Annotated in this window: 23 protein-coding genes; 13 read left to right on the plus strand and 10 right to left on the minus strand. The window is 64.8% G+C overall.

Translation table 11 applies throughout. The features are described from left to right. Window positions 1-145: 145 nt before the first annotated feature. A complete protein-coding gene (gene pgeF, locus AC4OR5_RS23590) occupies window positions 146-874 on the minus strand; it encodes a peptidoglycan editing factor PgeF (protein ID WP_023435616.1) in 729 nt (242 codons plus the stop codon). Further along, window positions 871-1,833 (minus strand): 23S rRNA pseudouridine(1911/1915/1917) synthase RluD, encoded by a 963-nt coding sequence (gene rluD, locus AC4OR5_RS23595; protein WP_003094686.1) that lies wholly within the window; start codon window positions 1,831-1,833, stop codon window positions 871-873. The genes pgeF and rluD overlap by 4 nt, the downstream gene beginning before the upstream one ends. 145 nt (window positions 1,834-1,978) lie before the next feature. On the opposite strand from rluD, the gene AC4OR5_RS23600 reads away from it, so the two are divergent. The 4 genes from AC4OR5_RS23600 (at window position 1,979) to pilR (ending at window position 6,340) form a co-directional block, all read left to right on the plus strand. Beyond that, a complete protein-coding gene (locus AC4OR5_RS23600) occupies window positions 1,979-3,004 on the plus strand; it encodes an outer membrane protein assembly factor BamD (protein WP_003102590.1) in 1,026 nt (341 codons plus the stop codon). A 156-nt stretch (window positions 3,005-3,160) separates the two neighbouring features. After that, window positions 3,161-3,406: a PP0621 family protein gene (locus tag AC4OR5_RS23605; protein WP_014603563.1), complete on the plus strand. Its 246-nt coding sequence runs from the start codon at window positions 3,161-3,163 to the stop codon at window positions 3,404-3,406. Next, window positions 3,396-4,988, plus strand: coding sequence for a two-component system sensor histidine kinase PilS (pilS, locus tag AC4OR5_RS23610; protein ID WP_058160260.1), 1,593 nt, complete (start codon window positions 3,396-3,398; stop codon window positions 4,986-4,988). Before AC4OR5_RS23605 ends, pilS begins: the two co-directional genes overlap by 11 nt. Before the next feature lie 14 nt (window positions 4,989-5,002). Beyond that, window positions 5,003-6,340, plus strand: coding sequence for a two-component system response regulator PilR (pilR, locus tag AC4OR5_RS23615; RefSeq protein WP_003094694.1), 1,338 nt, complete (start codon window positions 5,003-5,005; stop codon window positions 6,338-6,340). A gap of 45 nt (window positions 6,341-6,385) precedes the next feature. Here pilR and thiO read toward each other — a convergent pair whose 3' ends face one another. Further along, window positions 6,386-7,480: a glycine oxidase ThiO gene (thiO, locus tag AC4OR5_RS23620; RefSeq protein ID WP_058160265.1), complete on the minus strand. Its 1,095-nt coding sequence runs from the start codon at window positions 7,478-7,480 to the stop codon at window positions 6,386-6,388. A gap of 134 nt (window positions 7,481-7,614) precedes the next feature. On the opposite strand from thiO, the gene AC4OR5_RS23625 reads away from it, so the two are divergent. The 8 genes from AC4OR5_RS23625 to pilE all read left to right on the plus strand — a co-directional run bounded on the left by AC4OR5_RS23625 (window position 7,615) and on the right by pilE (window position 14,963). After that, window positions 7,615-8,124, plus strand: a complete 510-nt coding sequence (locus tag AC4OR5_RS23625; RefSeq protein WP_015503652.1) for a GspH/FimT family pseudopilin — start codon at window positions 7,615-7,617, stop codon at window positions 8,122-8,124. Between the two features lie 105 nt (window positions 8,125-8,229). Next, window positions 8,230-8,736, plus strand: coding sequence for a GspH/FimT family pseudopilin (locus AC4OR5_RS23630; RefSeq protein WP_003110423.1), 507 nt, complete (start codon window positions 8,230-8,232; stop codon window positions 8,734-8,736). Further along, complete coding sequence (pilV, locus tag AC4OR5_RS23635) at window positions 8,727-9,284, plus strand: type 4a pilus minor pilin PilV (RefSeq protein ID WP_003094697.1); 558 nt, start codon at window positions 8,727-8,729, stop codon at window positions 9,282-9,284. The genes AC4OR5_RS23630 and pilV overlap by 10 nt, the downstream gene beginning before the upstream one ends. Further along, complete coding sequence (gene pilW / locus AC4OR5_RS23640) at window positions 9,281-10,105, plus strand: type 4a pilus minor pilin PilW (protein WP_058160261.1); 825 nt, start codon at window positions 9,281-9,283, stop codon at window positions 10,103-10,105. The genes pilV and pilW overlap by 4 nt, the downstream gene beginning before the upstream one ends. Further along, on the plus strand, window positions 10,102-10,689 hold the full coding sequence (gene pilX, locus AC4OR5_RS23645; protein WP_003094700.1) for a type 4a pilus minor pilin PilX: 588 nt from the start codon (window positions 10,102-10,104) through the stop codon (window positions 10,687-10,689). The genes pilW and pilX overlap by 4 nt, the downstream gene beginning before the upstream one ends. 11 nt (window positions 10,690-10,700) lie before the next feature. Then, window positions 10,701-14,192, plus strand: a complete 3,492-nt coding sequence (gene pilY1 / locus AC4OR5_RS23650) for a type 4a pilus biogenesis protein PilY1 (protein ID WP_033956576.1) — start codon at window positions 10,701-10,703, stop codon at window positions 14,190-14,192. 1 nt (window position 14,193) lies between these two features. After that, window positions 14,194-14,541, plus strand: a complete 348-nt coding sequence (pilY2, locus tag AC4OR5_RS23655; RefSeq protein WP_021264112.1) for a type 4a fimbrial biogenesis protein PilY2 — start codon at window positions 14,194-14,196, stop codon at window positions 14,539-14,541. Further along, complete coding sequence (pilE, locus tag AC4OR5_RS23660) at window positions 14,538-14,963, plus strand: type 4a pilus minor pilin PilE (RefSeq protein ID WP_003094721.1); 426 nt, start codon at window positions 14,538-14,540, stop codon at window positions 14,961-14,963. Before pilY2 ends, pilE begins: the two co-directional genes overlap by 4 nt. Window positions 14,964-15,013: 50 nt before the next feature. Here pilE and ispH read toward each other — a convergent pair whose 3' ends face one another. The 6 genes from ispH to murJ all read right to left on the minus strand — a co-directional run bounded on the left by ispH (window position 15,014) and on the right by murJ (window position 22,407). Then, entirely contained in the window at window positions 15,014-15,958 is a 945-nt protein-coding gene (ispH, locus tag AC4OR5_RS23665; protein ID WP_003134939.1) for a 4-hydroxy-3-methylbut-2-enyl diphosphate reductase, read from the minus strand. Window positions 15,959-16,043: 85 nt separating this feature from the next. Beyond that, window positions 16,044-16,484, minus strand: coding sequence for an FKBP-type peptidyl-prolyl cis-trans isomerase (fkpB, locus tag AC4OR5_RS23670; protein ID WP_003094726.1), 441 nt, complete (start codon window positions 16,482-16,484; stop codon window positions 16,044-16,046). Beyond that, entirely contained in the window at window positions 16,477-16,986 is a 510-nt protein-coding gene (gene lspA / locus AC4OR5_RS23675; protein WP_003094728.1) for a signal peptidase II, read from the minus strand. Before lspA ends, fkpB begins: the two co-directional genes overlap by 8 nt. Beyond that, complete coding sequence (ileS, locus tag AC4OR5_RS23680) at window positions 16,979-19,810, minus strand: isoleucine--tRNA ligase (protein ID WP_003094730.1); 2,832 nt, start codon at window positions 19,808-19,810, stop codon at window positions 16,979-16,981. The genes lspA and ileS overlap by 8 nt, the downstream gene beginning before the upstream one ends. A gap of 23 nt (window positions 19,811-19,833) precedes the next feature. Beyond that, window positions 19,834-20,772, minus strand: a complete 939-nt coding sequence (gene ribF, locus AC4OR5_RS23685) for a bifunctional riboflavin kinase/FAD synthetase (RefSeq protein ID WP_003094732.1) — start codon at window positions 20,770-20,772, stop codon at window positions 19,834-19,836. Window positions 20,773-20,868: 96 nt separating this feature from the next. Further along, a complete protein-coding gene (gene murJ, locus AC4OR5_RS23690; protein ID WP_023435611.1) occupies window positions 20,869-22,407 on the minus strand; it encodes a murein biosynthesis integral membrane protein MurJ in 1,539 nt (512 codons plus the stop codon). Between the two features lie 283 nt (window positions 22,408-22,690). Here murJ and rpsT point away from each other — a divergent pair, with 283 nt between their 5' ends. After that, window positions 22,691-22,966 (plus strand): 30S ribosomal protein S20, encoded by a 276-nt coding sequence (gene rpsT / locus AC4OR5_RS23695; RefSeq protein WP_003094744.1) that lies wholly within the window; start codon window positions 22,691-22,693, stop codon window positions 22,964-22,966. 66 nt (window positions 22,967-23,032) lie between these two features. On the opposite strand, the gene AC4OR5_RS23700 is transcribed toward rpsT, so the two are convergent. After that, on the minus strand, window positions 23,033-23,497 hold the full coding sequence (locus AC4OR5_RS23700) for a CreA family protein (protein ID WP_003094746.1): 465 nt from the start codon (window positions 23,495-23,497) through the stop codon (window positions 23,033-23,035). Between the last annotated feature and the right edge of the window lie 11 nt (window positions 23,498-23,508).

The following is a 23,508-nucleotide window of genomic DNA, read 5'->3' on the forward strand; positions in this document are numbered from 1 at the left end:
TCCTTCTATAGAGCGGGCCGGAACGATGGGTGTTCCTGATGAAGAAAAGCCCGCCGAGATGACTCAATAGATAAGGGCGATTTTCCGCGGTTCAAGCGACCGGGCCGTGACATCGGTCAGTTGCCGCCGGATAACCTGCGCGTGCCTAGTCCTGGAGCCAGACCAGGCTGGCAAAACGGCCGGTACGCGACGAGCGGCGGTAGGAATAGAAGCGCTCGGTATCGCTGAAGGTGCACAAGCCGCCGCCATGCACGGCGGTGACGCCATGGGCGCCCAGGCGGATCCGCGCGAGTCGGTAGATGTCGGCCATGAAGCGGCCCGGATTGGCGCTAGGTACGAAAGCCGAGCGCGCCTCGGCGTGCGCAGCGACGAATGCATCGCGGACCTCGCCGCCGACCTCGAAGGCCTGCGGGCCGATCGCCGGCCCCAGCCAGACCAGCAGTTCGTCGCCGGGCACGCCCAGGCTGTCCACCGTCGCCTCCAGCACGCCCGCCGCCAGCCCGCGCCAGCCGGCATGGGCCGCGGCCACGCGGGTGCCCGAGCGGTCGCAGAACAACGCCGGCAGGCAGTCGGCGGTCATGATCGTACAGGCAACGCCCGGCATCGCGCTCCAACTGGCGTCGGCCCTCGGCACCCGGCTCGGGTCGGCCTCCACCACCGTCACTCCGTGCACCTGTTCCAACCAGCTCGGCCGGCATTCCAGGCGCTCGGTCAGGCGTTGGCGGTTTTCTTCCACGGCGCGCGGATCGTCGTCGACGTGGGCGCCAAGGTTCAGACTGTCGAAGGGTGCCTGGCTGACCCCGCCGCTGCGCGTGGTCACGCAGGCCCGCACACGGGCCGGCGCCGGCCAGTCGGGGGTCAGCCAGGCGTTCATCCGACGAACGCCTCGCGATCCTGGCGCAACAGGCTGAGCAGCCAGAGGAAGTCTTCCGGCAGCGGCGACTCCCACTTCATGCGCACGCCGGTGGCCGGGTGATCCAGTTCGAGGAAGCGCGCGTGCAGCGCCTGCCGGGGGAATTCGCGAAGAGTCTGGACCAGGGTCTGGCTGGCCACCGGGGGAATCCTGAAGCGCCCACCGTAGACCGGATCGCCGACCAGGGGATAGCCGATATGGCTCATGTGCACGCGGATCTGGTGGGTACGCCCGGTCTCCAGCTTGACCCGGGTATGGGTGTGCGCACGGAAGCGTTCCAGCACGCGGTAATGGCTGACCGCCACCTTGCCGGCGTCGACCACCGCCATCTTCTGCCGCTGCACGCCATGCCGTCCGATCGGCGCATCGATGGTGCCGCCGGAGGTGATCACGCCGATCACGATCGCCTCGTAGATGCGGCTGACCGACCGCGCCTGCAGTTGCGCCACCAGCTTGGTATGAGCCTCCAGCGTCTTGGCCACCACCATCAGGCCGGTCGTGTCCTTGTCCAGCCGGTGGACGATCCCGGCGCGCGGCACATTGGCGATGTCCGGGACATGGTAGAGCAAGGCATTCAGCAGGGTGCCGTCCTGATGGCCGGCAGCCGGATGGACCACCAGGCCGGCGGGCTTGTCGATCACCAGGATGTGCTCGTCCTCGTAGACGATTTCCAGCTCGATGTCCTGTGCGAGCCACTCGCCCTGGGCTTCCTGCTCGGCCTCCAGGACCAGTTGCGCGCCGCTGTGGACGATGTCGCGCGGGCGCAGCACGGCGCCGTCGACGGTCAGGCGACCGTCCTTGATCCAGCCGGCCAGACGGGAGCGGGAGTGTTCGGGAAAAAGCTGGGCGGCGATCTGGTCGAGACGCTGGCCACCCAGCTCGAACGGCACCTCGGCCGCGCGTTGAATCATATCGGACATGAGTAGGAGACGATGCTCAGCGCGGCTTTTGGAATCGGCTACGCGCTGTGGTTAAATACGGGGTCTTTGTCCCAGGGGGTGCCTGGGGCGCCAATCATAACAGACGGTTGAGGCCAAGCCGACCGTCCCAGGGACGCAAGCCGCCATGCAAGTGAAACACCTGCTGCTGATCGCCATCCTCGCCCTCACCGCAGCCTGCTCCTCGAACAAGGAGACTGTCGACGAGAACCTGAGCGAGAGCCAGCTGTACCAGCAGGCGCAGGACGACCTCAACAACAAGAGCTACAACAGCGCCGTCACCAAGCTGAAAGCCCTCGAGTCGCGCTATCCCTTCGGCCGCTACGCCGAGCAGGCCCAGCTCGAGCTGATCTACGCCAACTACAAGAACATGGAGCCCGAAGCCGCCCGCGCCGCCGCCGAACGCTTCATCCGCCTGCATCCGCAGCACCCCAACGTCGACTACGCCTACTACCTCAAGGGCCTGTCCTCCTTCGACCAAGACCGCGGCCTGCTGGCGCGCTTCCTGCCGCTGGACATGACCAAGCGCGACCCGGGCGCCGCCCGCGACTCCTTCAACGAGTTCGCCCAGCTCACCAGCCGCTTCCCCAACAGCCGCTACGCCCCGGACGCCAAGGCGCGCATGGTGTACCTGCGCAACCTGCTGGCGGCCTACGAAGTGCACGTCGGCCACTACTACCTGAAGCGCCAGGCCTATGTCGCCGCCGCCAACCGCGGTCGCTACGTGGTGGAGAACTTCCAGGAAACCCCGGCCGTCGGCGATGGCCTGGCGATCATGGTCGAAGCCTACCGTCGCCTGGGTCTCGACGACCTGGCCAGCACCAGCCTGGAAACCCTCAAGCTGAACTATCCGGATAACGCCAGCCTCAAGGATGGCGAGTTCGTCGCCCGCGAAAGCGAGGCCGACACCCGCTCCTGGCTGGCCAAGGCCACCCTGGGCCTGATCGAAGGCGGCGAGCCGCCGCCGCACATGGAAACCCAGGCCGCCAAGGACGTGATCAAGCAGTACGAGGATGCCGAGCGGGAGATCCCCGCCGAACTGAAGCCGGAAAACCAGGATCACAGCGCCGACGACGAGAAGCCGGAGAGCGATGACGACGAGGACTCCGGTCGCTCCTGGTGGAGCTACATGACCTTCGGTCTCTTCGACTGATCGCACGAAACACCGAAGGGAGGCGCAGGCCTCCCTTCTTTTTGCCCGCCGCCATGCCTCTCCCAGCGCCAAACGCCGCACAGCCTGGACTTTCCCGGCTGGGATCGAGCCGGCGGCTTGGCTAAACTGCAGCTTTCTCCAGCCTCCGAGATCACCATGGGCCTTTTCCGCCTCCTGTTCTGGATCGCCCTGATCGCCATCGCGTTCTGGCTCTGGCGTCGCTTTACCCGTCCCACTCCGCGCCAGCAGCAACGTCCGCAGGACGAGCCGGGCGCATCGCCGATGGTCCGCTGCGCCCATTGCGGCGTCCACGTGCCGCAGGCCAACGCCCTCGCCCACGAACAACGCTGGTATTGCAGCCAGGCGCACCTGCGCCAGGACCAGGGCGACCGTGCGCGCTGAACGGCTACGGCTGAGCGAGGAGCAGGGGCAACGCATCCTCCGTCTGTACCACCTGTACCGCCTGACCATCGGCCTGGTACTGGTCCTGCTGATCTCCAGCGAACTGGAAGATCAGGTCCTCAAGCTCGTCCACCCTGAACTGTTCCATGTCGGCAGTTGGTGCTACCTGGTCTTCAACATCCTGGTCGCGCTGTTCCTACCGCCGTCGCGGCAATTGCTGCCGATCTTCATCCTCGCGCTCACCGACGTGCTGATGCTTTGCGGCCTGTTCTACGCAGGTGGCGGCGTGCCCAGCGGCATCGGCAGCCTGCTGGTGGTGGCGGTGGCCATTGCCAACATCCTGCTGCGCGGGCGCATCGGCCTGGTCATCGCGGCGGCGGCCAGCCTCGGCCTGCTCTACCTGACCTTCTTCCTCAGCCTGAGCAGTCCGGACGCCACCAACCACTACGTCCAGGCCGGCGGCCTCGGCACCCTGTGCTTCGCCGCCGCGCTGGTGATCCAGGCCCTGGTGCGGCGCCAGGAGCAGACCGAAACGCTGGCCGAAGAACGCGCCGAGACGGTCGCCAACCTGGAGGAACTCAACGCATTGATCCTGCAGCGCATGCGCACCGGCATCCTCGTGGTCGATAGCCGTCAGGCCATCCTCCTCGCCAACCAGGCCGCCCTCGGCCTGCTCAGGCAGGACGACGTGCAGGGCGCCAGCCTCGGCCGCCACAGCCCGATGCTGATGCACTGCATGAAGCAATGGCGCCTGAATCCCAGCCTCCGTCCGCCGACGCTCAAGGTGGTGCCGGACGGCCCGACGGTGCAACCCAGCTTTATCAGCCTCAACCGCGAAGACGACCAGCACGTGCTGATCTTCCTCGAAGACATTTCGCAGATCGCCCAGCAGGCGCAGCAGATGAAGCTGGCCGGTCTCGGCCGCCTGACCGCCGGCATCGCCCATGAGATCCGCAACCCGCTGGGCGCGATCAGCCACGCCGCCCAACTGCTGCAGGAGTCAGAGGAACTGGATGCCCCGGACCGACGGCTGACGCAGATCATCCAGGACCAGTCGAAGCGGATGAACCTGGTCATCGAGAACGTCCTGCAGCTCTCCCGTCGCCGCCAGGCCGAACCGCAGCAGCTCGACCTGAAGGAGTGGCTTCAGCGGTTCGTCGACGAATATCCCGGCAGGCTGCGCAACGACAGCGAACTGCACCTGCAGCTCGGTGCCGGCGACATCCAGACCCGCATGGACCCACACCAGTTGAACCAGGTGCTGAGCAACCTGGTGCAGAACGGTCTTCGCTACAGCGCCCAGGCGCACGGGCGCGGCCAGGTCTGGCTGAGCCTCGCGCGCGACCCGGAGAGCGACCTGCCGGTGCTGGAAGTCATCGACGACGGTCCCGGCGTACCGACGGACAAATTGAACAACCTGTTCGAACCCTTCTTTACTACAGAAAGCAAAGGCACCGGCCTGGGCCTCTATCTCTCCCGCGAACTCTGCGAGAGCAACCAGGCACGGATCGACTACCGCAATCGCGAGGAAGGCGGCGGCTGCTTCCGCATCACCTTCGCCCACCCGCGCAAACTCAGCTGACGGAAGCCGCACGCATGAGCCGACAAAAAGCCCTGATCGTCGACGATGAACCGGATATCCGCGAACTGCTGGAAATCACTCTCGGCCGCATGAAACTGGACACCCGCAGCGCCCGCAACGTCAAGGAAGCCCGCGAGTTGCTGGCCCGCGAGCCGTTCGACCTGTGCCTCACCGACATGCGCCTGCCGGACGGCAGCGGCCTCGATCTGGTCCAGTACATCCAGCAGCGCCATCCACAGACCCCGGTGGCCATGATCACCGCGTACGGCAGCCTGGATACCGCGATCCAGGCGCTCAAGGCCGGTGCCTTCGACTTCCTCACCAAACCGGTCGACCTCGGTCGCTTGCGGGAGCTGGTGGCAACCGCCCTGCGCTTGCGCAACCCGGAAGCCGAGGAAGCGCCGGTGGACAACCGCCTGCTCGGCGAGTCGCCGCCGATGCGCGCCCTGCGCAACCAGATCGGCAAGCTGGCGCGCAGCCAGGCGCCGGTCTACATCAGTGGCGAGTCCGGCAGCGGCAAGGAACTGGTGGCGCGCCTGATCCACGAGCAGGGCCCACGTATCGAGCGGCCGTTCGTGCCGGTGAACTGCGGCGCGATTCCCTCCGAGCTGATGGAAAGCGAGTTCTTCGGCCACAAGAAAGGCAGCTTCACTGGCGCTATCGAAGACAAGCAGGGCCTGTTCCAGGCCGCCAGCGGCGGCACCCTGTTCCTCGACGAAGTCGCCGACCTGCCGATGGCCATGCAGGTCAAACTGCTCCGGGCGATCCAGGAAAAGGCCGTGCGCGCGGTCGGCGGCCAGCAGGAGGTCGCCGTCGACGTGCGCATCCTCTGCGCCACCCACAAGGACCTCGCCGCCGAAGTCGGCGCCGGGCGCTTCCGCCAGGACCTCTACTACCGCCTCAACGTCATCGAGCTGCGCGTACCGCCGCTGCGCGAACGCCGCGAGGACATCCCGCTGCTCGCCGAACGCATCCTCAAGCGCCTGGCCGGCGACACCGGCCTGCCGGCCGCCAGGCTGACCGGCGACGCACAGGAAAAGCTGAAGAACTACCGCTTCCCGGGCAACGTCCGCGAGCTGGAAAACATGCTGGAGCGCGCCTACACCCTGTGCGAAGACGACCAGATCCAGCCTCACGACCTGCGCCTGGCCGATGCGCCGGGTGCCAGCCAGGAAGGCGCGGCGAGCCTGAGCGAAATCGACAACCTCGAGGACTACCTGGAAGACATCGAACGCAAGCTGATCATGCAGGCGCTCGAGGAGACCCGCTGGAACCGCACCGCCGCGGCCCAGCGCCTGGGCCTGACGTTCCGCTCGATGCGCTATCGCCTGAAAAAGCTGGGCATCGACTGAAAATGAAAAGGCCTGTCCGAAGACAGGCCTTTTGGTTTTCGCTCCTCAGAGGCGACCAGCCGGGGCGTAGGGGGCCGGGTCGATGATCGGTTCCCGCCCGCTCATGAGATCCGCCAGCAGACGGCACGACGCCGGCGCCAGGACCAGCCCGTTGCGGTAGTGCCCGGTATTCAGCCAGAGCCCGTCGAAGCCAGGCACCGGACCGATATAGGGGATGCCTTCGGGAGAGCCCGGGCGCAACCCTGCCCAGTGGGCCACCGGCTGCATGTCCGCCAGGTCCGGCAACAGTTCTGCCGCAGACGCCCTGAGGCTTTCCAGCGCCTCGTCGGTCGGCGTCTTGTCGAAGCCCGAATGTTCCAAGGTGCTGCCAATCAGGATGTGGCCGTCGCGCCGCGGAATCGCGTAGCGCCCCTTGGCCAGCACCATGCGCGGCAGGAAATCCGCCGCGCACTTGTAGAGGATCATCTGCCCTTTCACCGGCACCACGGGCAGTTCCAGGCCAAGCGGCTTCAACAACTCGCCGCTCCAGGCGCCCGCCGCCAGCAGCACCTTGTCGCCACGGATCTCGCCACGCGAGGTCGCCACGCCGACCACTCGATCGCCGTCGCGCAACCAGCCGCGCACCTCCGTCTGTTCATGCAACTCGAGATTGGCGAATTGTTGCAGGGATGCCCGCAATGAGCGCGCCAGGCGAGGATTGCGCACATTGGCCACGCCCGACATGTAGACCGCCCGCTGGAAGCCTGCGCCCAGCCCGGGCACCGCCGCGTAGGCCTCCTCGATCGGCACTTCCTTCAACGGCCGGGTGTGGTTGCGTGCCCACTGCAGTGCCTCGGTCTGGTCGTCCAGGTCCAGCCAGTACAGGCCAACGGTATGGACCTCGGGATCGAGCCCGGTCTCGTCGAGCAAACGCTGCCCCAGGGCCGGGTAGAAGTCCTGCGACCAGTGCGCCAGGGCGGTCACCGCCGGGCTGTAACGCCACGGATAGAGCGGCGAGACGATCCCGCCTCCCGCCCAGGATGCCTCACGCCCACTCTCGCCCCGCTCCACCAGGGTCACCCGCAGTCCGGCAAGCGCCAGCTCCCGGGCGGTCAACAGGCCGATGACGCCAGCGCCCACTACCACAACTCTTTCCGACACCAGGGCCTCCACGATCACACAGGGGTTGCAGAAAAGTCGGTCATACGCCTCATCCCGCTGCTGATTGAGGCAACGGGGAAAGTCCGGCGAGATACGACCATCGCGGAATGATACGAGCAAAAGGACCGCCTGCCATGGTCGAAAGGTCGCAGAGAGCGTTCACGCTCACCGAGCTGCTGTTTGCGCTGGCTCTGCTGGGGATACTGGGAAGCCTCGCGCTGCCCGGGATGGCAGCCTGGCTGGACGGCAATCGCCAGCGAAGCGTGTTGCACGAACTGAGTGCGAGCATCCAGCTGGGCAGAGCGCATGCCGTCGCCTACCAGCGCGCGGTGACGCTCTGTCCGTCGACCGATGGCCGTCACTGCGGCAGCGACTGGGGAGAGGGCTGGCTGCTTGCGGAAGACGGTGGGGAACGGCTTCTCGTGGGACGCGCGCTTGCAAAGAAGGAAAGGCTCCGCTGGAACCGTTCGAACCACCTCAGGTTCCTCCCCAGCGGCCAGCTCAACATTCACAACGGGCGGTTTCTGCTCTGCGGAAGGCATACCGTTGCCTGGCAACTGATCCTCAACCGGCAGGGCCGGCTCCGTACCGCGAGCGCCAGGGAGAACCGGGAGAAACGTGAGCTATGCAGCACTTCCGGATGATCATGGACCAGTTGTCCTGCCCCACGGGCCGACCGTCAACGACCGCAAGACGCTCCCAGGCCCGTTTGGCATGCTTTCCAGGCGTAGACCCCCTGGAGCAACCGCATGTCATATCGTTCCAACTCGACCGGCTTCACCCTGATCGAGTTGCTGATCATCGTCGTCCTGCTGGCCATCATGGCGAGCTTCGCCATTCCGAGCTTCAAGCAGCTGACAGAACGCAACGAACTGCAGAGCGCCGCCGAGGAACTCAATGCGATGCTGCAGTACGCTCGCAGCGAAGCCGTGTCCCAGAGGCGCGCGATCAGCATCCAGGCGCTGAAGGACAAGGACTGGGGCAAGGGCCTGAGCATAGGTGTCCTGGCCTCCGGCTCGATCGCCGCGCCCCTGCGCAAACACGACGGCTTCCGTGCCGCCACGCTGACAGCGAAGGAAAAGAGCGCCGTGGAACATCTGACCTTCACGGCCAACGGTACCCTCGTACCGCCAACGGAACGAACCTTCGCCATCTGCCAGAACGGCAAGACCGACGGCGGCCGCGTGCTGAGCATCAGCCAGGCCGGCCGGATCCAACTCGAACCTTCCTCCAAGGCGCCTCAGTCATGCTATTGAAATCGCGGCACAAGCCGCTGTACCAATCCGGCTTCAGCATGATCGAAGTGCTGGTCGCCCTGCTGCTGATCAGCATCGGCGTGCTGGGCATGATCGCCATGCAGGGCAAGACCATCCAGTACACCGCCGACTCGGTCGAGCGCAACAAGGCAGCCATGCTCGGCAGCAACCTGCTGGAAAGCATGCGGGCGAGCCCGAAGGCGCTGTACGACGTCAAGGACCAGATGGCCACGCAATCCGACTTCTTCAAGGCCAAGGGGTCGGCGTTCCCCACCGCGCCGTCCTCCTGCACGCCATTGCCCGACGCGATCAAGGACCGCCTGGGATGCTGGGCGGAACAGGTGAAGAACGAACTGCCAGGCGCTGGCGACCTGCTGAAGAGCGACTACTACATCTGCCGCAGCTCGAAGCCGGGCGACTGCGACGGCAAGGGCTCCATGCTGGAAATCCGCCTGGCCTGGCGCGGCAAGCAAGGCGCCTGCGTCAACGCCGCCGACAGCAGCGCCGACACCTCCCTCTGCTACTACACCCTCAGGGTCGAGCCATGAGCATGAACAACCGCTCCCGACGGCAATCGGGCCTGTCCATGATCGAACTACTGGTGGCCCTCGCCATCAGCAGCTTCCTGATTCTCGGGATTACCCAGATCTACCTGGACAACAAGCGCAACTACCTGTTCCAGCAAGGCCAGGCAGGCAACCAGGAAAACGGACGCTTCGCCATGATGTTCCTGGACCAGCAACTGGCCAAGGTGGGTTTCCGTCGACGTGCGGACGACCCCAACGAGTTTGCCTTCCCGGCGCAGCAGAAAAACGCCTATTGCGAGGCATTCAAAGCCGGCTCGACCCTGGTGCCCGCCGTGGTCAAGGCCGGCCAGAGCGGATTCTGCTACCGCTATCAACCGGCGCCAGGCGAAGCCTACGACTGCGAAGGCAACTCGATCACCACCCCCAGCGATCCATTCGCTACCGCCCAGGCCATCACCGCACGCGTTCTGTTCGTTCCCGCGACCGCCGATGTCCCCGGCAGCCTCGCCTGCTCCGCGCAGACAATCAAGGAAAAAGGCCAGGAGATCGTCAGCGGCCTGGTCGACTTCAAGCTCGAGTACGGCGTCGGCCCGACCATGGCCGGCAAACGCGAAGTGGAAAGCTTCGTCGAACAAGCCAACATCGCCGACCGTCCGGTGCGTGCCCTGCGCTACTCCGCGCTGATGGCCAGCGACAAGAACCTGCGCCAGGGCGACAGCAAGACCCTGGACGACTGGATCACGCTCTACCCCTCGTCCAAGACCAGCCTGCAAGGCAACGACAAGGACCGCCTCTACCAGATCGCCAAGGGCAGCCAGACACTCAGGAATCTCGTGCCATGAACAACTTCCCTGCACAACAGCGCGGCGCCACGCTGGTCATCGCCCTGGCGATCCTGGTGATCGTCACCCTGCTGGCGGTCTCGAGCATGCGCGAAGTGGTACTGGAAAGCCGCATCACCGGCAACGTCATCGAACAGACTCGCTTGCAGAACGCCGCCGAGTCCGGACTCCGCGAAGGCGAGCGGCGCTTCGTCAACACCCTGCGTCCGCCGGAGCCCGGCACCGGTTGTAGGGCCGACAACGTGGCCCGCCCCTGCCTGCTGGACCTCGCCGCGCTGAACCTGAAGCTGGCGGACACCCACCAGAATCCGGTCGGCGTGCTGAAGGGCATCGCCAATACCTGGATGAGTTACCGCGGCAGCGACATCACCAGCGCGACCACCGCGGGCACGCTCTACAGCGTGCAGTGGAACAACCTGCCTATTCCCTCGGGCGGCCAGGTCAACGAAGCGGAAAGCCCCGAATACGGCAACCTGATGCGCGGCATCGGCACCTTCTACTACGAGACCAATAGCGTCGCGCGCAACCAGACCAACAGCGAAACCGTCCTGCAGACCGTTCTCGCCCGTCTCTACACCAACTGATCGAGCCTCGCATGAAATCGGCACTCCACCAGATCGGCAAGACCTCGCTGGCAGCCGCGCTCAGCGGCGCCGTCCTGCTCTCCGCCCAGACCACCCACGCCGCCGCCCTGTCGGTCAGCCAGCAGCCGCTGATGCTGATCCAGGGCGTCGCCCCGAACATGCTGGTGACGCTCGACGACTCGGGCAGTATGGCTTATGCCTATGCACCGGATAGCCTGGTCAACAGCCGCAACAACGTCTATTTCGCGTCGAACAGCTACAACCCGATGTACTTCGATCCGAATACCCAGTACAAGCTGCCGAAAAAGGTGACCCTTTCCAATGGCCAGATCCAGGTGCAGGACTATTCCAAGCCCAGCTTCACCGCGGCATGGCGCAACGGTTTCACTCAGGAAGGCCGGGTAAACCTTTCCCGTGACTACAGGCCAACGGTGCAGTACCAGGGCGGATCGGGAGCAGGCACCGAGTCCAGCATCGACTGGTACGGGGCTCCTGCCTTCTACTACCAATACAGCGGGGGCCGCGGTTGCAGCCTCACCACTTCGAGTTGCTACACCCGTGTGGAAATCAGCGGCGCGGCCCAGCAGCAGAACTTCGCCAACTGGTACTCCTTCTATCGTACCCGCGCCCTGGCCACCCAGACCGCCGCTAACCTGGCGTTCTACAGCCTGCCTGAAAACGCCCGGATCAGTTGGCAACTACTGAACAGTTCCTCGTGCCTGATCGGCAGTGGCTCCAGTAACTGTTACAACAACTACCTGAGAGACTTCACCGGGCAGCATCGGGTGAACTTCTTCAACTGGCTGGAGAACCTGTCGGTCGGAGGTGGTACTCCGCTGCGTCAGGCCATGACTCGAGCAGGGGAGTTTCTCAAGAAGACAGGCGTCAACGGCCCCTATGCCTATCGACCTGGTACCCAGGCCTCGCCGGAATACAGCTGCCGTGGCAGCTATCACATTCTGATGACCGATGGTCTCTGGAACAACGACTCGGCCAGCGTAGGCAATGCCGACAGCACGAGTCGTAGCCTCCCCGATGGCAAGAGCTACAGCAGCCAGACGCCTTACAGGGATGCTGCGTCCAATACCCTGGCCGACCAGGCCTTCCATTACTGGGCCACCGATGCCCGGCCGGATATCGACGACAATATCAAGCCGTACATTCCCTACCCGGACCAGGCCAATCCCTCGGCGGAATACTGGAATCCGCGCAACGACCCGGCGACCTGGCAACACATGGTGACCTACACCCTGGGCCTGGGCCTGACCACCAGCCTCACCAGCCCGAAGTGGGAGGGTTCCACCTACTCCGGCGGCTATGACGAAATCGCCGCCGGGCGCCTCAACTGGCCGAACGCTTCGAATAACCATAGCAACAACGTCTATGACCTGTGGCACGCCGCAGTGAACTCCCGGGGCGAGTTCTTCAGCGCCGACTCGCCGGACCAACTGGTCGCGGCCTTCCAGGACATCCTCAACCGAATTTCGGGCAAGGACCTGCCGGCATCCCGCCCCGCCATCAGCTCGTCCCTGCAGGAAGACGACACTGGCGACAAGCTGACCCGCTTCGCCTACCAGACCAGCTTCGCCAGCGACAAGAACTGGGCTGGCGACCTGACCCGCTACAGCCTGACCACCCAGGACAAGGCCACCGTGCAGACCAAGCTGTGGAGCGCGCAGAGCATCCTCGACGCGATGCCCAACGGTGGAGCTGGCCGCAAGATCATGATGGCCGGATCCGGTACCTCGGGCCTCAAGGAGTTCACCTGGGGCAGCCTCAGCGCCGACCAGAAGCGGCAGTTGAACCGCGATCCGGACCGCAACGATGTCGCCGACACCAAGGGCCAGGACCGCGTGGCCTTCCTGCGCGGCGATCGCAGCAAGGAGAACAGCGACAACTTCCGCACCCGCAACTCGATCCTCGGCGATATCATCAACTCTTCGCCGGCGACGGTCGGCAAGGCCCAGTACCTGACCTACCTGGCCCAGCCGATCGAGCCCAGCGGCAACTACTCCACGTTCGCAGAAGCACAGAAAACCCGTGCCCCGCGGGTATACGTCGGCGCCAACGACGGCATGCTGCACGGTTTCGATACCGACGGTAACGAGACCTTCGCCTTCATCCCAAGCGCGGTCTTCGAGAAGCTCCACAAGTTGACCGCCCGCGGCTACCAGGGCGGCGCCCACCAGTTCTACGTCGACGGCTCGCCGGTGGTCGCCGACGCCTTCTTCGGCGGCGCCTGGCATACCGTGCTGATCGGCAGCCTGCGTGCCGGCGGCAAGGGCCTGTTCGCCCTCGACGTGACCGACCCCGCCAACATCAAGCTGCTCTGGGAAATCGGCGTGGACCAGGAGCCCGACCTGGGCTACAGCTTCCCCAAACCCACGGTCGCCCGGCTGCACAACGGCAAGTGGGCCGTGGTTACCGGAAACGGTTATTCCAGCCTGAACGACAAGGCCGCGCTGCTGATCATCGATCTGGAGACCGGGGCCATCACCCGCAAACTGGAAGTCACCGGCAGGACCGGCGTACCTAACGGTCTATCCAGCCCTCGCCTGGCAGACAACAACAGCGACGGCGTAGCCGACTACGCCTACGCCGGCGACCTGCAAGGCAACCTCTGGCGCTTCGACCTGATCGCCGGCAAGGTCAACCAGGACGATCCGTTCAGCCGAGCCAACGACGGCCCGGCGGTGGCCTCGAGCTTCAAGGTGTCTTTCGGTGGCCAGCCGCTCTATTCGGCGGTCGACTCCGCTGGCGCGGCGCAAGCGATCACCGCCGCGCCCTCACTGGTTCGCCATCCGACACGCAAGGGCTACATCGTGATCTTCGGCACCGGCAAGTACTTCGAGAACAGCGACGCCCGGGCCGATACCAGCCGCGCCCAGACGCTCTACGGCATCTGGGACCAGCAGACCAAGGGCGAAGCCGCGGGCAGCACACCCCGACTGACGCGCGGCAACCTGCAGCAACAGACCCTTGACCTGCAGGCCGACTCGACCTTCGCCTCGACCGCTCGCACCATTCGCATCGCCAGTCAGAACCCGGTCAACTGGCTGAACAATGACGGCAGCACCAAGCAGTCCGGCTGGTATCTGGACTTCATGGTCAACGGCACCCTGAAGGGCGAGATGCTGATCGAGGACATGATCGCCATCGGCCAGGTGGTGCTGCTGCAAACCATCACCCCGAACGATGACCCCTGTGCCGACGGCGCCAGCAACTGGACCTATGGCCTCGATCCCTATACCGGCGGTCGCACCAGCTTCACCGTGTTCGACCTGGCACGCCAGGGCGTCGTGGACTCGAAATCCGACTACAGCTACAACAAGCAGAACGTCGCGGTATCCGGCACCGAGCAGAAAGGCCTGGGAGGCTTGACGCTGAGCACCAACGAACAGGGCAATCCGGAAGTCTGCTCCTCGGGCGAATGCCTGACCGTGAACCCCGGACCGAACACCCGTGGCCGCCAGAACTGGCGCCCCATCGAAGGAAAGAACTGATATGAAAGCGCTGTCCCTGCTGCTGGCCCTGGCCGTCCCCGGTCACTGCTGGGCCGAAGAACCCCAGACCTTCGAAGGCGCCGGCGTGGTCTTCGAAGTCCAGGTCGAGAAGAACCTGGTGGACATCGACCACCGGCTCTACCGCCTTCCCAACAGCACCGTCAGGAACGGCATGCCCAGCCTGTTCCAGGTCAAGCCGGGCTCCGTGGTGTCCTACTCTGGCACCGTCAGCCAGCCGTGGTCCACCATCACCGATATCTACATTCACAAACAGATGAGCGAACAGGAGCTGGCCGAGATGATCGAGAAAGAACAGCCCCGCCAGGACGGGGAGGAGCAGCCCCGATGAGGACAAGACAGAAGGGCTTCACGTTGCTGGAAATGGTGGTGGTAGTGGCGGTGATCGGCATCCTCCTCGGCATCGCCATTCCCAGCTACCAGAACTACGTGATCCGCTCCAACCGCACCGAGGGCCAGGCGCTGCTCTCGGACGCGGCCGCGCGCCAGGAACGCTACTACTCGCAGAACCCCGGGGTCGGCTACACCAAGGACGTGGCCAAGCTGGGCATGAGTTCGGCCAACTCGCCGAACAACCTGTACAACCTCACCATAGCGACGCCCACCAGCACCACCTATACCCTGACCGCCACGCCGATCAACTCGCAGACCCGCGACAAGACCTGCGGCAAGCTGACCCTCAATCAGCTCGGCGAACGCGGCGCAGCCGGCAAGACCGGCAACAACAGCACCGTCAACGACTGCTGGCGCTGAAACGAAAGAGCCCCTCTACGAGAGGGGCTCTTTCATTCATTGCGCACGGTTCACAAAGCCTTGACCCGCAGTTCCTTGGGCATCGAGAAGGTAATGTTCTCCTCTCGCCCGTCCAGTTCCTGTTCCTCCGACGCCCCCCACTCGCGTAGCTGGGCGATCACGCCGCGCACCAGCACTTCCGGCGCGGAAGCGCCTGCGGTGATTCCGATGCGACGCACACCGTCGAACCAGCCGCGTTGCATGTCCTCGGCACCGTCGATCAGGTAGGCCGGCGTGCCCATCCGCTCGGCGAGTTCGCGCAGGCGGTTGGAGTTGGAACTGTTGGGGCTGCCCACCACCAGGACCATGTCGCACTGGTCAGCCAGTTCCTTCACGGCATCCTGGCGGTTCTGGGTGGCATAGCAGATGTCGTTCTTGCGCGGCCCCTGGATCTGCGGGAACTTGGCGCGCAGGGCATCGATGACCTTCGAGGTGTCGTCCATCGACAGGGTGGTCTGGGTCACGTAGTGCAGGGCTTCGGGCTTGCGCACCTCCAGCGCGGCGACGTCGGCCTCGTCCTCCACCAGGTAGATGGCACCGCCGTTGCTGGCATCGTACTGGCCCATGGTGCCTTCCACCTCGGGGTGCCCTTCATGCCCGATCAGCACGCATTCGTGGCCGTCGCGGCTGTAGCGCACCACTTCCATGTGCACCTTGGTCACCAGCGGGCAGGTCGCGTCGAAAACCTTCAGGCCGCGCCCCTCGGCTTCCTTGCGGACCGCCTGGGAAACGCCGTGGGCGCTGAAGATGACGATGACGTTGTCCGGCACCTGATCGAGTTCCTCGACGAAGATGGCGCCGCGCTGGCGCAGGTTGTCCACGACGAACTTGTTGTGCACCACCTCGTGACGCACGTAGATCGGCGGGCCGAAGACATCGAGGGCACGGTTGACGATCTCGATGGCGCGATCCACGCCGGCGCAGAAGCCGCGGGGATTGGCGAGTTTGATTTGCATGGCGGTCTCGTGGGCGACGCGGTGATTGGACGAATGAACCTTGCTACCGCCCTCCCCGCTTGGGAAGGGCGCAGCGACCGACGGTTCAGGCCGGCTGGACGTCGATGATCTCGACTTCGAAGGCCAGGGTCTTGCCGGCCAGCGGATGATTGAAGTCGACGGTCACCTGCTGCTCATCGAACGCCTTGACCACGCCCGGCAGTTCGGTCTTGGCCGCGTCGTTGAAGATCACCAGCAGGCCCTCGGCCAGCTCCATGTCCTGGAACTGGTCGCGCGGCATGATCTGCACGTTCTGCGGATTCGGCTGGCCGAAACCCTGCTCGGGAAGAATGGTCAGGGTCCGCTTGTCGCCGGTCTTCAAGCCGAACAGCGCCTGTTCGAAGCCCGGCAGCAGGTTGCCGTCGCCGACCTTGAACGAGGCCGGCTGCTTGTCGAAGGTGCTGTCGACGACGTTGCCGTCCTCCAGCTTGAGGGCGAAATGCAGGGTGACGCGGCTCTCCTGGCCAATGCGGGTCGACTCAGCCATGGGCGGCTTCTCCGGATTTCTTCGATCTGAACATGTCGAGCGCCAGCATGACGGCGCCGACGGTGATGGCGCTATCGGCCAGGTTGAACGCCGGGAAGTACCAGCGGTTCTGCCAGTGCACCAGGATGAAGTCCACCACGTGGCCAAGGACCATGCGGTCGTAGAGGTTGCCCAGGGCGCCACCGAGCACCAGCGCCAGGGCGATGGCCAACCAGGTCTCGCCCTTCTTCAGGCGTTTCAGCCAGACCACCAGGATCGCGCTGACGACGATGGCGATCAGGGCGAACAGCCAGCGCTGCCAGCCCGAGCTGTCGGCCAGGAAGCTGAAGGCAGCACCGGTGTTGTAGGCCAGGGTCCAACTGAACAAATCGGGGATCACCACGATCTGCTGGTACATGCTCAGTTCGGCCTGGAAGAACGCCTTGCTGAGCTGGTCGAGGACGAACACCAGCACGGTGATCCACAGCCAGGGCAAGCGCCCGAAACGATCGACCTCAGGCATAGTGGCGAACCTCGCCGCTGCCTTCGATGTTCTCGATGCAGCGACCACACAGGTCAGGATGCGCAGCGTGCTGACCGACGTCCTCGCGATGGTGCCAGCAACGACCGCACTTGGCGTGGGTCGACTTGACCACTTTCAGCTTGAGGCCGGCGACTTCGCTGTCCACCGCGTCGGCCGGAGCCGCCGACAGCGGCGCCAGGGTCGCGGTCGAGGTGATCAGGACGAAGCGTAGCTCGTTGCCCAGCTTGGCCAATTGGGCCTGCAGCGCGTCTTCCGCATACAGGGTGACTTCGGCCTGCAGGTTGCCGCCCACGGCCTTGGCCGCGCGCTGGTTCTCCAGCTCCTTGTTGACCGCGGCCTTCACCGCCATGACCTGCTCCCAGTACTGGCGATTCAGCGTCACGTCGGCCGGCAGTTCGCTGAGGCCGTCGTACCAGGTGGCGAGCATTACCGACTCGGCGCGCTCGCCGGGCAGGAACTTCCAGACTTCCTCGGCGGTGAACGCCAGGATCGGGGCGATCCAGCGTACGAGGGCCTCGGCGATGTGGAACAGTGCGGTCTGGCAGGAGCGCCGGGCGACGCTGTTGGCGCCGGTGGTGTACTGGCGGTCCTTGATGATGTCCAGGTAGAACCCGCCCAGCTCCTGTACGCAGAAGTTGTGCACCTTGGAATAGACGTTCCAGAAGCGGTACTCGCGGTACGCCTCTTCGATCTCGCGCTGCAAGAGCAGGGCACGATCGACCGCCCAGCGATCCAGGGCCAGCATTTCCTGGGGCGGCAGCAGATCCGTGGCCGGATCGAAACCGTTCAGGTTGGACAGCAGGAAGCGCGTGGTATTGCGGATCCGCCGGTAGGCATCGGCGCTGCGCTGGAGAATCTGCTGGGATACCGCGATCTCGCCCGAGTAATCGGTCGAGGCTACCCACAGGCGCAGGATGTCGGCGCCCAGGGTATCGATGACGGTCTGCGGCACCACGGTATTGCCCAGTGACTTGGACATCTTGCGGCCGGACTCGTCGACGGTGAAACCGTGGGTCAGCAACTGGCGGTACGGCGCATGGTTGTCGATCGCGCAGCCGGTCAGCAGCGAGGAGTGGAACCAGCCGCGGTGCTGGTCGGAACCTTCCAGGTAGAGATCGGCGACCGGGCCGCTGGCATGGCCGATCCGGTGGGAACCACGCAGCACGTGCCAGTGGGTGGTGCCGGAGTCGAACCAGACGTCCAGGGTGTCGTTGATCTTGTCGTACTGCGCGGCCTCCTCGCCGAGCAACTCGGCGGCGTCGAGCTTGAACCAGGCTTCGATGCCTTCCTTCTCGACTCGCTGCGCGACCTCTTCCATCAGCTCCACGGTGCGTGGATGCAGTTCGCCGCTGGCCTTGTGCAGGAAGAACGGGATCGGTACGCCCCAGTTGCGCTGGCGCGAGATGCACCAGTCGGGACGCCCGGCGATCATTCCGTGCAGGCGCGCCTGGCCCCAGCCCGGGACGAATTCGGTCTGGGTGATGGCTTCCAGCGCTCGCTCGCGCAGGGAAGCACCCTGCCTGGGCTGCTTGTCCATGCCGACGAACCACTGCGCGGTGGCGCGATAGATCAGCGGCGTCTTGTGCCGCCAGCAGTGCATGTAGCTGTGATTGATGGTTTCGTGGGCCAGCAGGCTGCCGACCTCTTCCAGCTTGGCCACCACGTTGGGGTTGGCCTTCCAGATGAACTGGCCGCCGAAGAACGGCAACGAGTCGACGTAGACGCCGTTGCTCTGCACCGGGCTGAGGATGTCGTCGTTGCTCATCCCGTAGCGCTTGCAGGTATAGAAGTCGTCTTCGCCGTAGGCCGGCGACGAGTGGACGATACCGGTGCCGGCATCGAGGGCCACGTAGTCGGCCAGGTAGACCGGCGACAGGCGCTCGTAGAACGGATGGCGGAAGTTGATCAGTTCCAGCGCCTCGCCCTTGGCGGTGGCGACCACCTTGCCCTCGCGCTGGTAGCGCGCCAGGCAGGACTCGACCAGGGCCTCGGCCAGCACCAGGTAGCGATCGCCGGCATCGACCAGCGCGTAGTCGATCTCCGGATGCACGTTCAGCGCCTGGTTGGCCGGGATGGTCCAGGGCGTGGTGGTCCAGATGACGATCTGCGCCGGCTTGTCCAGGGCCGCCAGGCCGAAGGCCGCGGCCAGCTTGTCAGCATCCGCCACCGGGAAGCCGACGTCGATGGTCGGCGACTTCTTGTCGGCGTACTCGACCTCAGCCTCGGCCAGCGCCGAACCACAGTCGAAGCACCAGTTGACCGGCTTCAGGCCCTTGAACACGAAGTCCTGCTTGACCATTTCCGCGAGGGCGCGGATTTCGTTCGCCTCGTTGGCGAAATTCATGGTCTTGTAGGGGTTGTCCCACTCGCCGAGCACGCCCAGGCGGATGAAGTCGGCCTTCTGCCCTTCGATCTGCTCGGCTGCGTATTCGCGGCACAGTTCGCGGGTCTTGTCCGCCGGAAGATTCTTGCCGTGGGTGGTCTCGACCTTGTGCTCGATGGGCAGGCCGTGGCAATCCCAGCCCGGCACATAGGGCGCGTCGTAGCCCGCCAGGGTCTTGGAGCGGACAATGATGTCCTTGAGAATCTTGTTGACCGCGTGACCGATGTGAATGCTGCCGTTGGCGTACGGAGGGCCATCGTGCAGGACGAACTTCGGACGGTCGCCGCCAATGGCCCGCAGCTTCTGGTACAGACCGATGTCGTTCCAGAACTTCAGGGTTTCCGGCTCGCGCTGGGGCAGGCCGGCTTTCATTGGGAAGGCGGTTTCCGGAAGGTTTAGCGTCGCTTTGTAGTCGGTCATCTCAGGGCCTGTTCAGGATCTCTTCAATCAAGCGGTTGGCCCAGCCAGTAGGCCCGGGCGGCGGCGATATCCGCGAGAATCGCCGCCTTGAGTGCCTCCAGGGAGGCAAAACGCTGCTCGTCGCGCAGCTTCTGGTGGAAGGTCACCTGCAGATGCCGGCCGTATAGATCGCCGGCGAAATCGAGCAGGTGCACTTCCAGATGGGGACGGCCGTCGCCGTTCACCGAAGGGCGGGTGCCGATGTTCGCCACCCCCTGGCAACGCTGACCATCGACCAGCGTACTGACCAGGTAGACCCCGTTCAACGGCGCCTTGCGCCGTTTCAGTTGAATGTTGGCCGTGGGCGAGCCCAGTTGCCGGCCGAGTTTCTGTCCATGCAGGACCCGTCCGCTCAGGCTGAAGGGACGCCCCAGAAGGCGCCCGGCGAGATGCAGGTCGCCCTCGGCCAGGGCCTGGCGGACCCGCGTGCTGCTCACCCGCACGCCGTCCAGTTCGACGGTGGCGGCCGCCTCGACGGTGAACCCCTGCTCGCGACTGGCGTTCACCAGGAAGGCGAAGTCACCGGAGCGGTCGCAGCCGAAACGGAAATCGTCGCCCACTTCAAGGTGCCGCACCGCCAGTCCATCGACCAGGACCTGGCGGACGAACTCGGCTGCCGACAGCTCGCGCAAGCGGCGGTTGAAGGCCAGGCAGAGCACCACGTCGACGCCCTGCCCACGCAGCAACTCGAGTTTCTCGCGCAGGCGGGTCAGACGCACCGGCGCCGAATCGGGGGAGAAGAACTCGCGCGGCTGCGGCTCGAAAATCACCACGCAGCTGGGTACGCCCAGCTCCAGCGAGCGCTCGCGCAGACGCGCCAGGATAGCCTGGTGCCCGAGGTGGACGCCGTCGAAGTTACCGATGGTGGCGACGCAGCCCCCGGCCAGGGGCTGCAGGTTGTGTAGTCCGCGAAGCAGCTGCATAGCACGCTTATTGCTCAGAAAGTGGTCGATTATACGCGTACCGGGCGCCGGACAACAGGCAAAACGGCATGATCCCGCCGCCAGCCCGGACGCGCTTCACAGCACCGCCCGACGGGAAAAGTCGCGCAGGCGGAAACCCAGCAGCGCGAGCATACCGAAATAGGCCAGGAGACCGGCAACCACCAGCAGGCCGAGGCGCAGGAATCGCTCCAGCATGGCGCCCTGCTCCCAGGCCGGCAGCCAGTGCATCGTGGCCAGCAGCACCGCCGACATCACCAGCACCGCGACCACCAGCTTGACCAGGAACTTCGCCCAGCCCGGTTGCGGCAGGTACAGACGCTGCTTGCGCAGTTGCCAGTAGAGCAGCCCGGCATTCAGGCAGGCCGCCAGGCCGATGGACAGGGCCAGGCCGGCATGCTGAAGCGGGCCGATGAAGGCCAGGTTCATCAGCTGGGTGGAAACCAGGGTGAAGAGCGCGATCTTCACTGGCGTACGGATGTTCTGCTGGGCATAGAAGCCCGGCGCCAGAACCTTGACCAGGATGATGCCGAGCAGGCCGACGGAGTAAGCGACCAGCGCGCGCTGGGTCATCGCCGCGTCCACCGTGGTGAACTTGCCGTACTGGAACAGCGAGACGGTCAGAGGTTCGGCGAGGATCGCCAGGGCCAGCGAACACGGCAGCACCAGCAGGAAGCACAGGCGCAGGCCCCAGTCGAGCAGGCGCGAGTACTCATGGCGATCCTTGTTCGAATAGGTCTTCGCCAGCATCGGCAGGAGGATCGTCCCCAGCGCCACGCCCAATACGCCGGAAGGCAGCTCCATCAGGCGGTCGGCGTAGTACATCCAGGACACCGAACCGGCTGCCAGGAACGAAGCGAAGATGGTGTTGATGATCAGCGAGATCTGGCTCACCGAGACCCCCAGGATCGCCGGCAGCATCAGCTTCATCACCCGCCAGACGCCGCTGTCCCTGAGGTTCAGGCGCGGCAGCACGAGCATGCCGATCTTCCTCAGGTGCGGCAGCTGATAGAGGAGCTGCAACAGGCCGCCGGCCAGCACCGCCCAGCCCAGCACCATGACCGGCGGATCGAAATAAGGCGTGAGGAACAGCGCGAAGCCGATCATTGCGACGTTCAGCAGGGTCGGCACGAAGGCCGGCACCGAGAAGCGGTTCCAGGTGTTGAGGATCGCGCCGGCCAGGGACGACAGCGAGATCAGCAATATATAAGGAAAGGTCACCCGCAGCAGGTCGGTGGTCAGGGCGAACTTTTCCGGGGTATCGGCGAAGCCCGGCGCGGTGACCCAGATAACCCAGGGTGCAGCGAGGATGCCGAGCGCCGTGACCAGCGCCAGCACCAGCGTGAGCAAGCCGGAAACGTAAGCGATGAAGGTCCGCGTCGCCTCCTCGCCCTGCTGGTTCTTGTACTCTGCCAGGATCGGCACGAAAGCCTGGGAAAACGCCCCTTCGGCGAAGATCCGCCGCAACAGGTTGGGCAGCTTGAAGGCGACGAAAAAGGCGTCGGTGGCGAGGCCGGCACCGAAGATCCGCGCCAGGATGGTATCGCGGACGAAACCGAGGACCCGCGACAGCATGGTGATGGAACTCACCGCCGCCAATGATTTGAGAAGATTCATGGATGTCGGGCTGCCGGCATGTCGAAATTGATCCTGTCCAAGACCGCGACCGGCCGGGCCGGTTCATCGCGCGAGTACGCCCTCGCCGCCGAACGGCGGTCCGCAAGGGCGCGCCGAGTGTAGAATGCGCGCCGGAATAAATCACCCGCAAGAAAGCAGGCGACATCCGTCGCCGATCTTTCCGGCCGCATACGCAGCCCCTTGACAACCCCTGGAGGCGACGGCATTATTCGCGGCCTTAATTTGTTCGCTATTTACCCAGTTTTTTTCGAGGAGCTCGACGGTGGCCAACACACCTTCCGCCAAAAAACGCGCCAAACAGGCTGAGAAGCGTCGCAGCCACAACGCCAGCCTGCGCTCCATGGTGCGCACCTACATCAAGAACGTCGTGAAAGCCATCGACGCCAAGGACCTGGAAAAAGCCCAGGCCGCCTTCACCGCCGCTGTACCGGTGATCGACCGCATGGCTGACAAAGGCATCATCCACAAGAACAAGGCTGCTCGTCACAAGAGCCGTCTGAGCGGCCACATCAAGGCCCTCAGCACCGCTGCCGCCTAAGGCACGCCTTGCTCGAATAAAAAACCGGCCAATGGCCGGTTTTTTATTGCCCGCGACTCGCTCGCCTCAGCGAGCGGTCGGCCAGGGCATGAGGGGAATCGCCGTCACCGCGTTCTGCGGACTGCCCTCGATCACCCGGTCGCTGTAGACCAGATAGACCAAGGCATTGCGCTTGCGATCGAAGAAGCGCACCACCTGCATGCTTTTGAACACCAGCGAAGTGCGCTGCTTGAACACCTCTTCGCCATCCTTGAGTTCGCCACTGAACTGGATCGGCCCCACCTGGCGACAGGCGATCGACGCCTCGGCGCGATCCTCCGCCAGTCCCAGGCCGCCCTTGACCCCACCGGTCTTGGCGCGCGACAGATAGCAGGTCACGCCCTGCACCTTGGGATCGTCGAAAGCCTCGACGACAATCTTGTCGTTCGGCCCGACCCACTTGAACACCGTGGAAACCTCGCCGATCTCCTCCGCCCCGGCAAGCGCCGGCAACAGCAGCAGACCACCCAGCAACCCCGCGAGCTTGCGCATTCGCCCTCTCC

This window comes from Pseudomonas sp. YA1, from assembly GCF_058680555.1.

Excerpts from the sequence above, each read along its gene's own strand:
- pgeF (WP_023435616.1), bottom strand. The coding sequence starts at position 874 with ATGAACGCCTGGCTGACCCCCGACTGGCCGGCGCCGGCCCGTGTGCGG.
- rluD (WP_003094686.1), bottom strand. The coding sequence starts at position 1,833 with ATGTCCGATATGATTCAACGCGCGGCCGAGGTGCCGTTCGAGCTGGGT.
- AC4OR5_RS23600 (WP_003102590.1), top strand. The coding sequence starts at position 1,979 with ATGCAAGTGAAACACCTGCTGCTGATCGCCATCCTCGCCCTCACCGCA.
- AC4OR5_RS23605 (WP_014603563.1), top strand. The coding sequence starts at position 3,161 with ATGGGCCTTTTCCGCCTCCTGTTCTGGATCGCCCTGATCGCCATCGCG.
- pilR (WP_003094694.1), top strand. The coding sequence starts at position 5,003 with ATGAGCCGACAAAAAGCCCTGATCGTCGACGATGAACCGGATATCCGC.
- AC4OR5_RS23625 (WP_015503652.1), top strand. The coding sequence starts at position 7,615 with ATGGTCGAAAGGTCGCAGAGAGCGTTCACGCTCACCGAGCTGCTGTTT.
- AC4OR5_RS23630 (WP_003110423.1), top strand. The coding sequence starts at position 8,230 with ATGTCATATCGTTCCAACTCGACCGGCTTCACCCTGATCGAGTTGCTG.
- pilV (WP_003094697.1), top strand. The coding sequence starts at position 8,727 with ATGCTATTGAAATCGCGGCACAAGCCGCTGTACCAATCCGGCTTCAGC.
- pilW (WP_058160261.1), top strand. The coding sequence starts at position 9,281 with ATGAGCATGAACAACCGCTCCCGACGGCAATCGGGCCTGTCCATGATC.
- pilX (WP_003094700.1), top strand. The coding sequence starts at position 10,102 with ATGAACAACTTCCCTGCACAACAGCGCGGCGCCACGCTGGTCATCGCC.
- pilY1 (WP_033956576.1), top strand. The coding sequence starts at position 10,701 with ATGAAATCGGCACTCCACCAGATCGGCAAGACCTCGCTGGCAGCCGCG.
- pilY2 (WP_021264112.1), top strand. The coding sequence starts at position 14,194 with ATGAAAGCGCTGTCCCTGCTGCTGGCCCTGGCCGTCCCCGGTCACTGC.
- pilE (WP_003094721.1), top strand. The coding sequence starts at position 14,538 with ATGAGGACAAGACAGAAGGGCTTCACGTTGCTGGAAATGGTGGTGGTA.
- ispH (WP_003134939.1), bottom strand. The coding sequence starts at position 15,958 with ATGCAAATCAAACTCGCCAATCCCCGCGGCTTCTGCGCCGGCGTGGAT.
- fkpB (WP_003094726.1), bottom strand. The coding sequence starts at position 16,484 with ATGGCTGAGTCGACCCGCATTGGCCAGGAGAGCCGCGTCACCCTGCAT.
- lspA (WP_003094728.1), bottom strand. The coding sequence starts at position 16,986 with ATGCCTGAGGTCGATCGTTTCGGGCGCTTGCCCTGGCTGTGGATCACC.
- ileS (WP_003094730.1), bottom strand. The coding sequence starts at position 19,810 with ATGACCGACTACAAAGCGACGCTAAACCTTCCGGAAACCGCCTTCCCA.
- ribF (WP_003094732.1), bottom strand. The coding sequence starts at position 20,772 with ATGCAGCTGCTTCGCGGACTACACAACCTGCAGCCCCTGGCCGGGGGC.
- murJ (WP_023435611.1), bottom strand. The coding sequence starts at position 22,407 with ATGAATCTTCTCAAATCATTGGCGGCGGTGAGTTCCATCACCATGCTG.
- AC4OR5_RS23700 (WP_003094746.1), bottom strand. The coding sequence starts at position 23,497 with ATGCGCAAGCTCGCGGGGTTGCTGGGTGGTCTGCTGCTGTTGCCGGCG.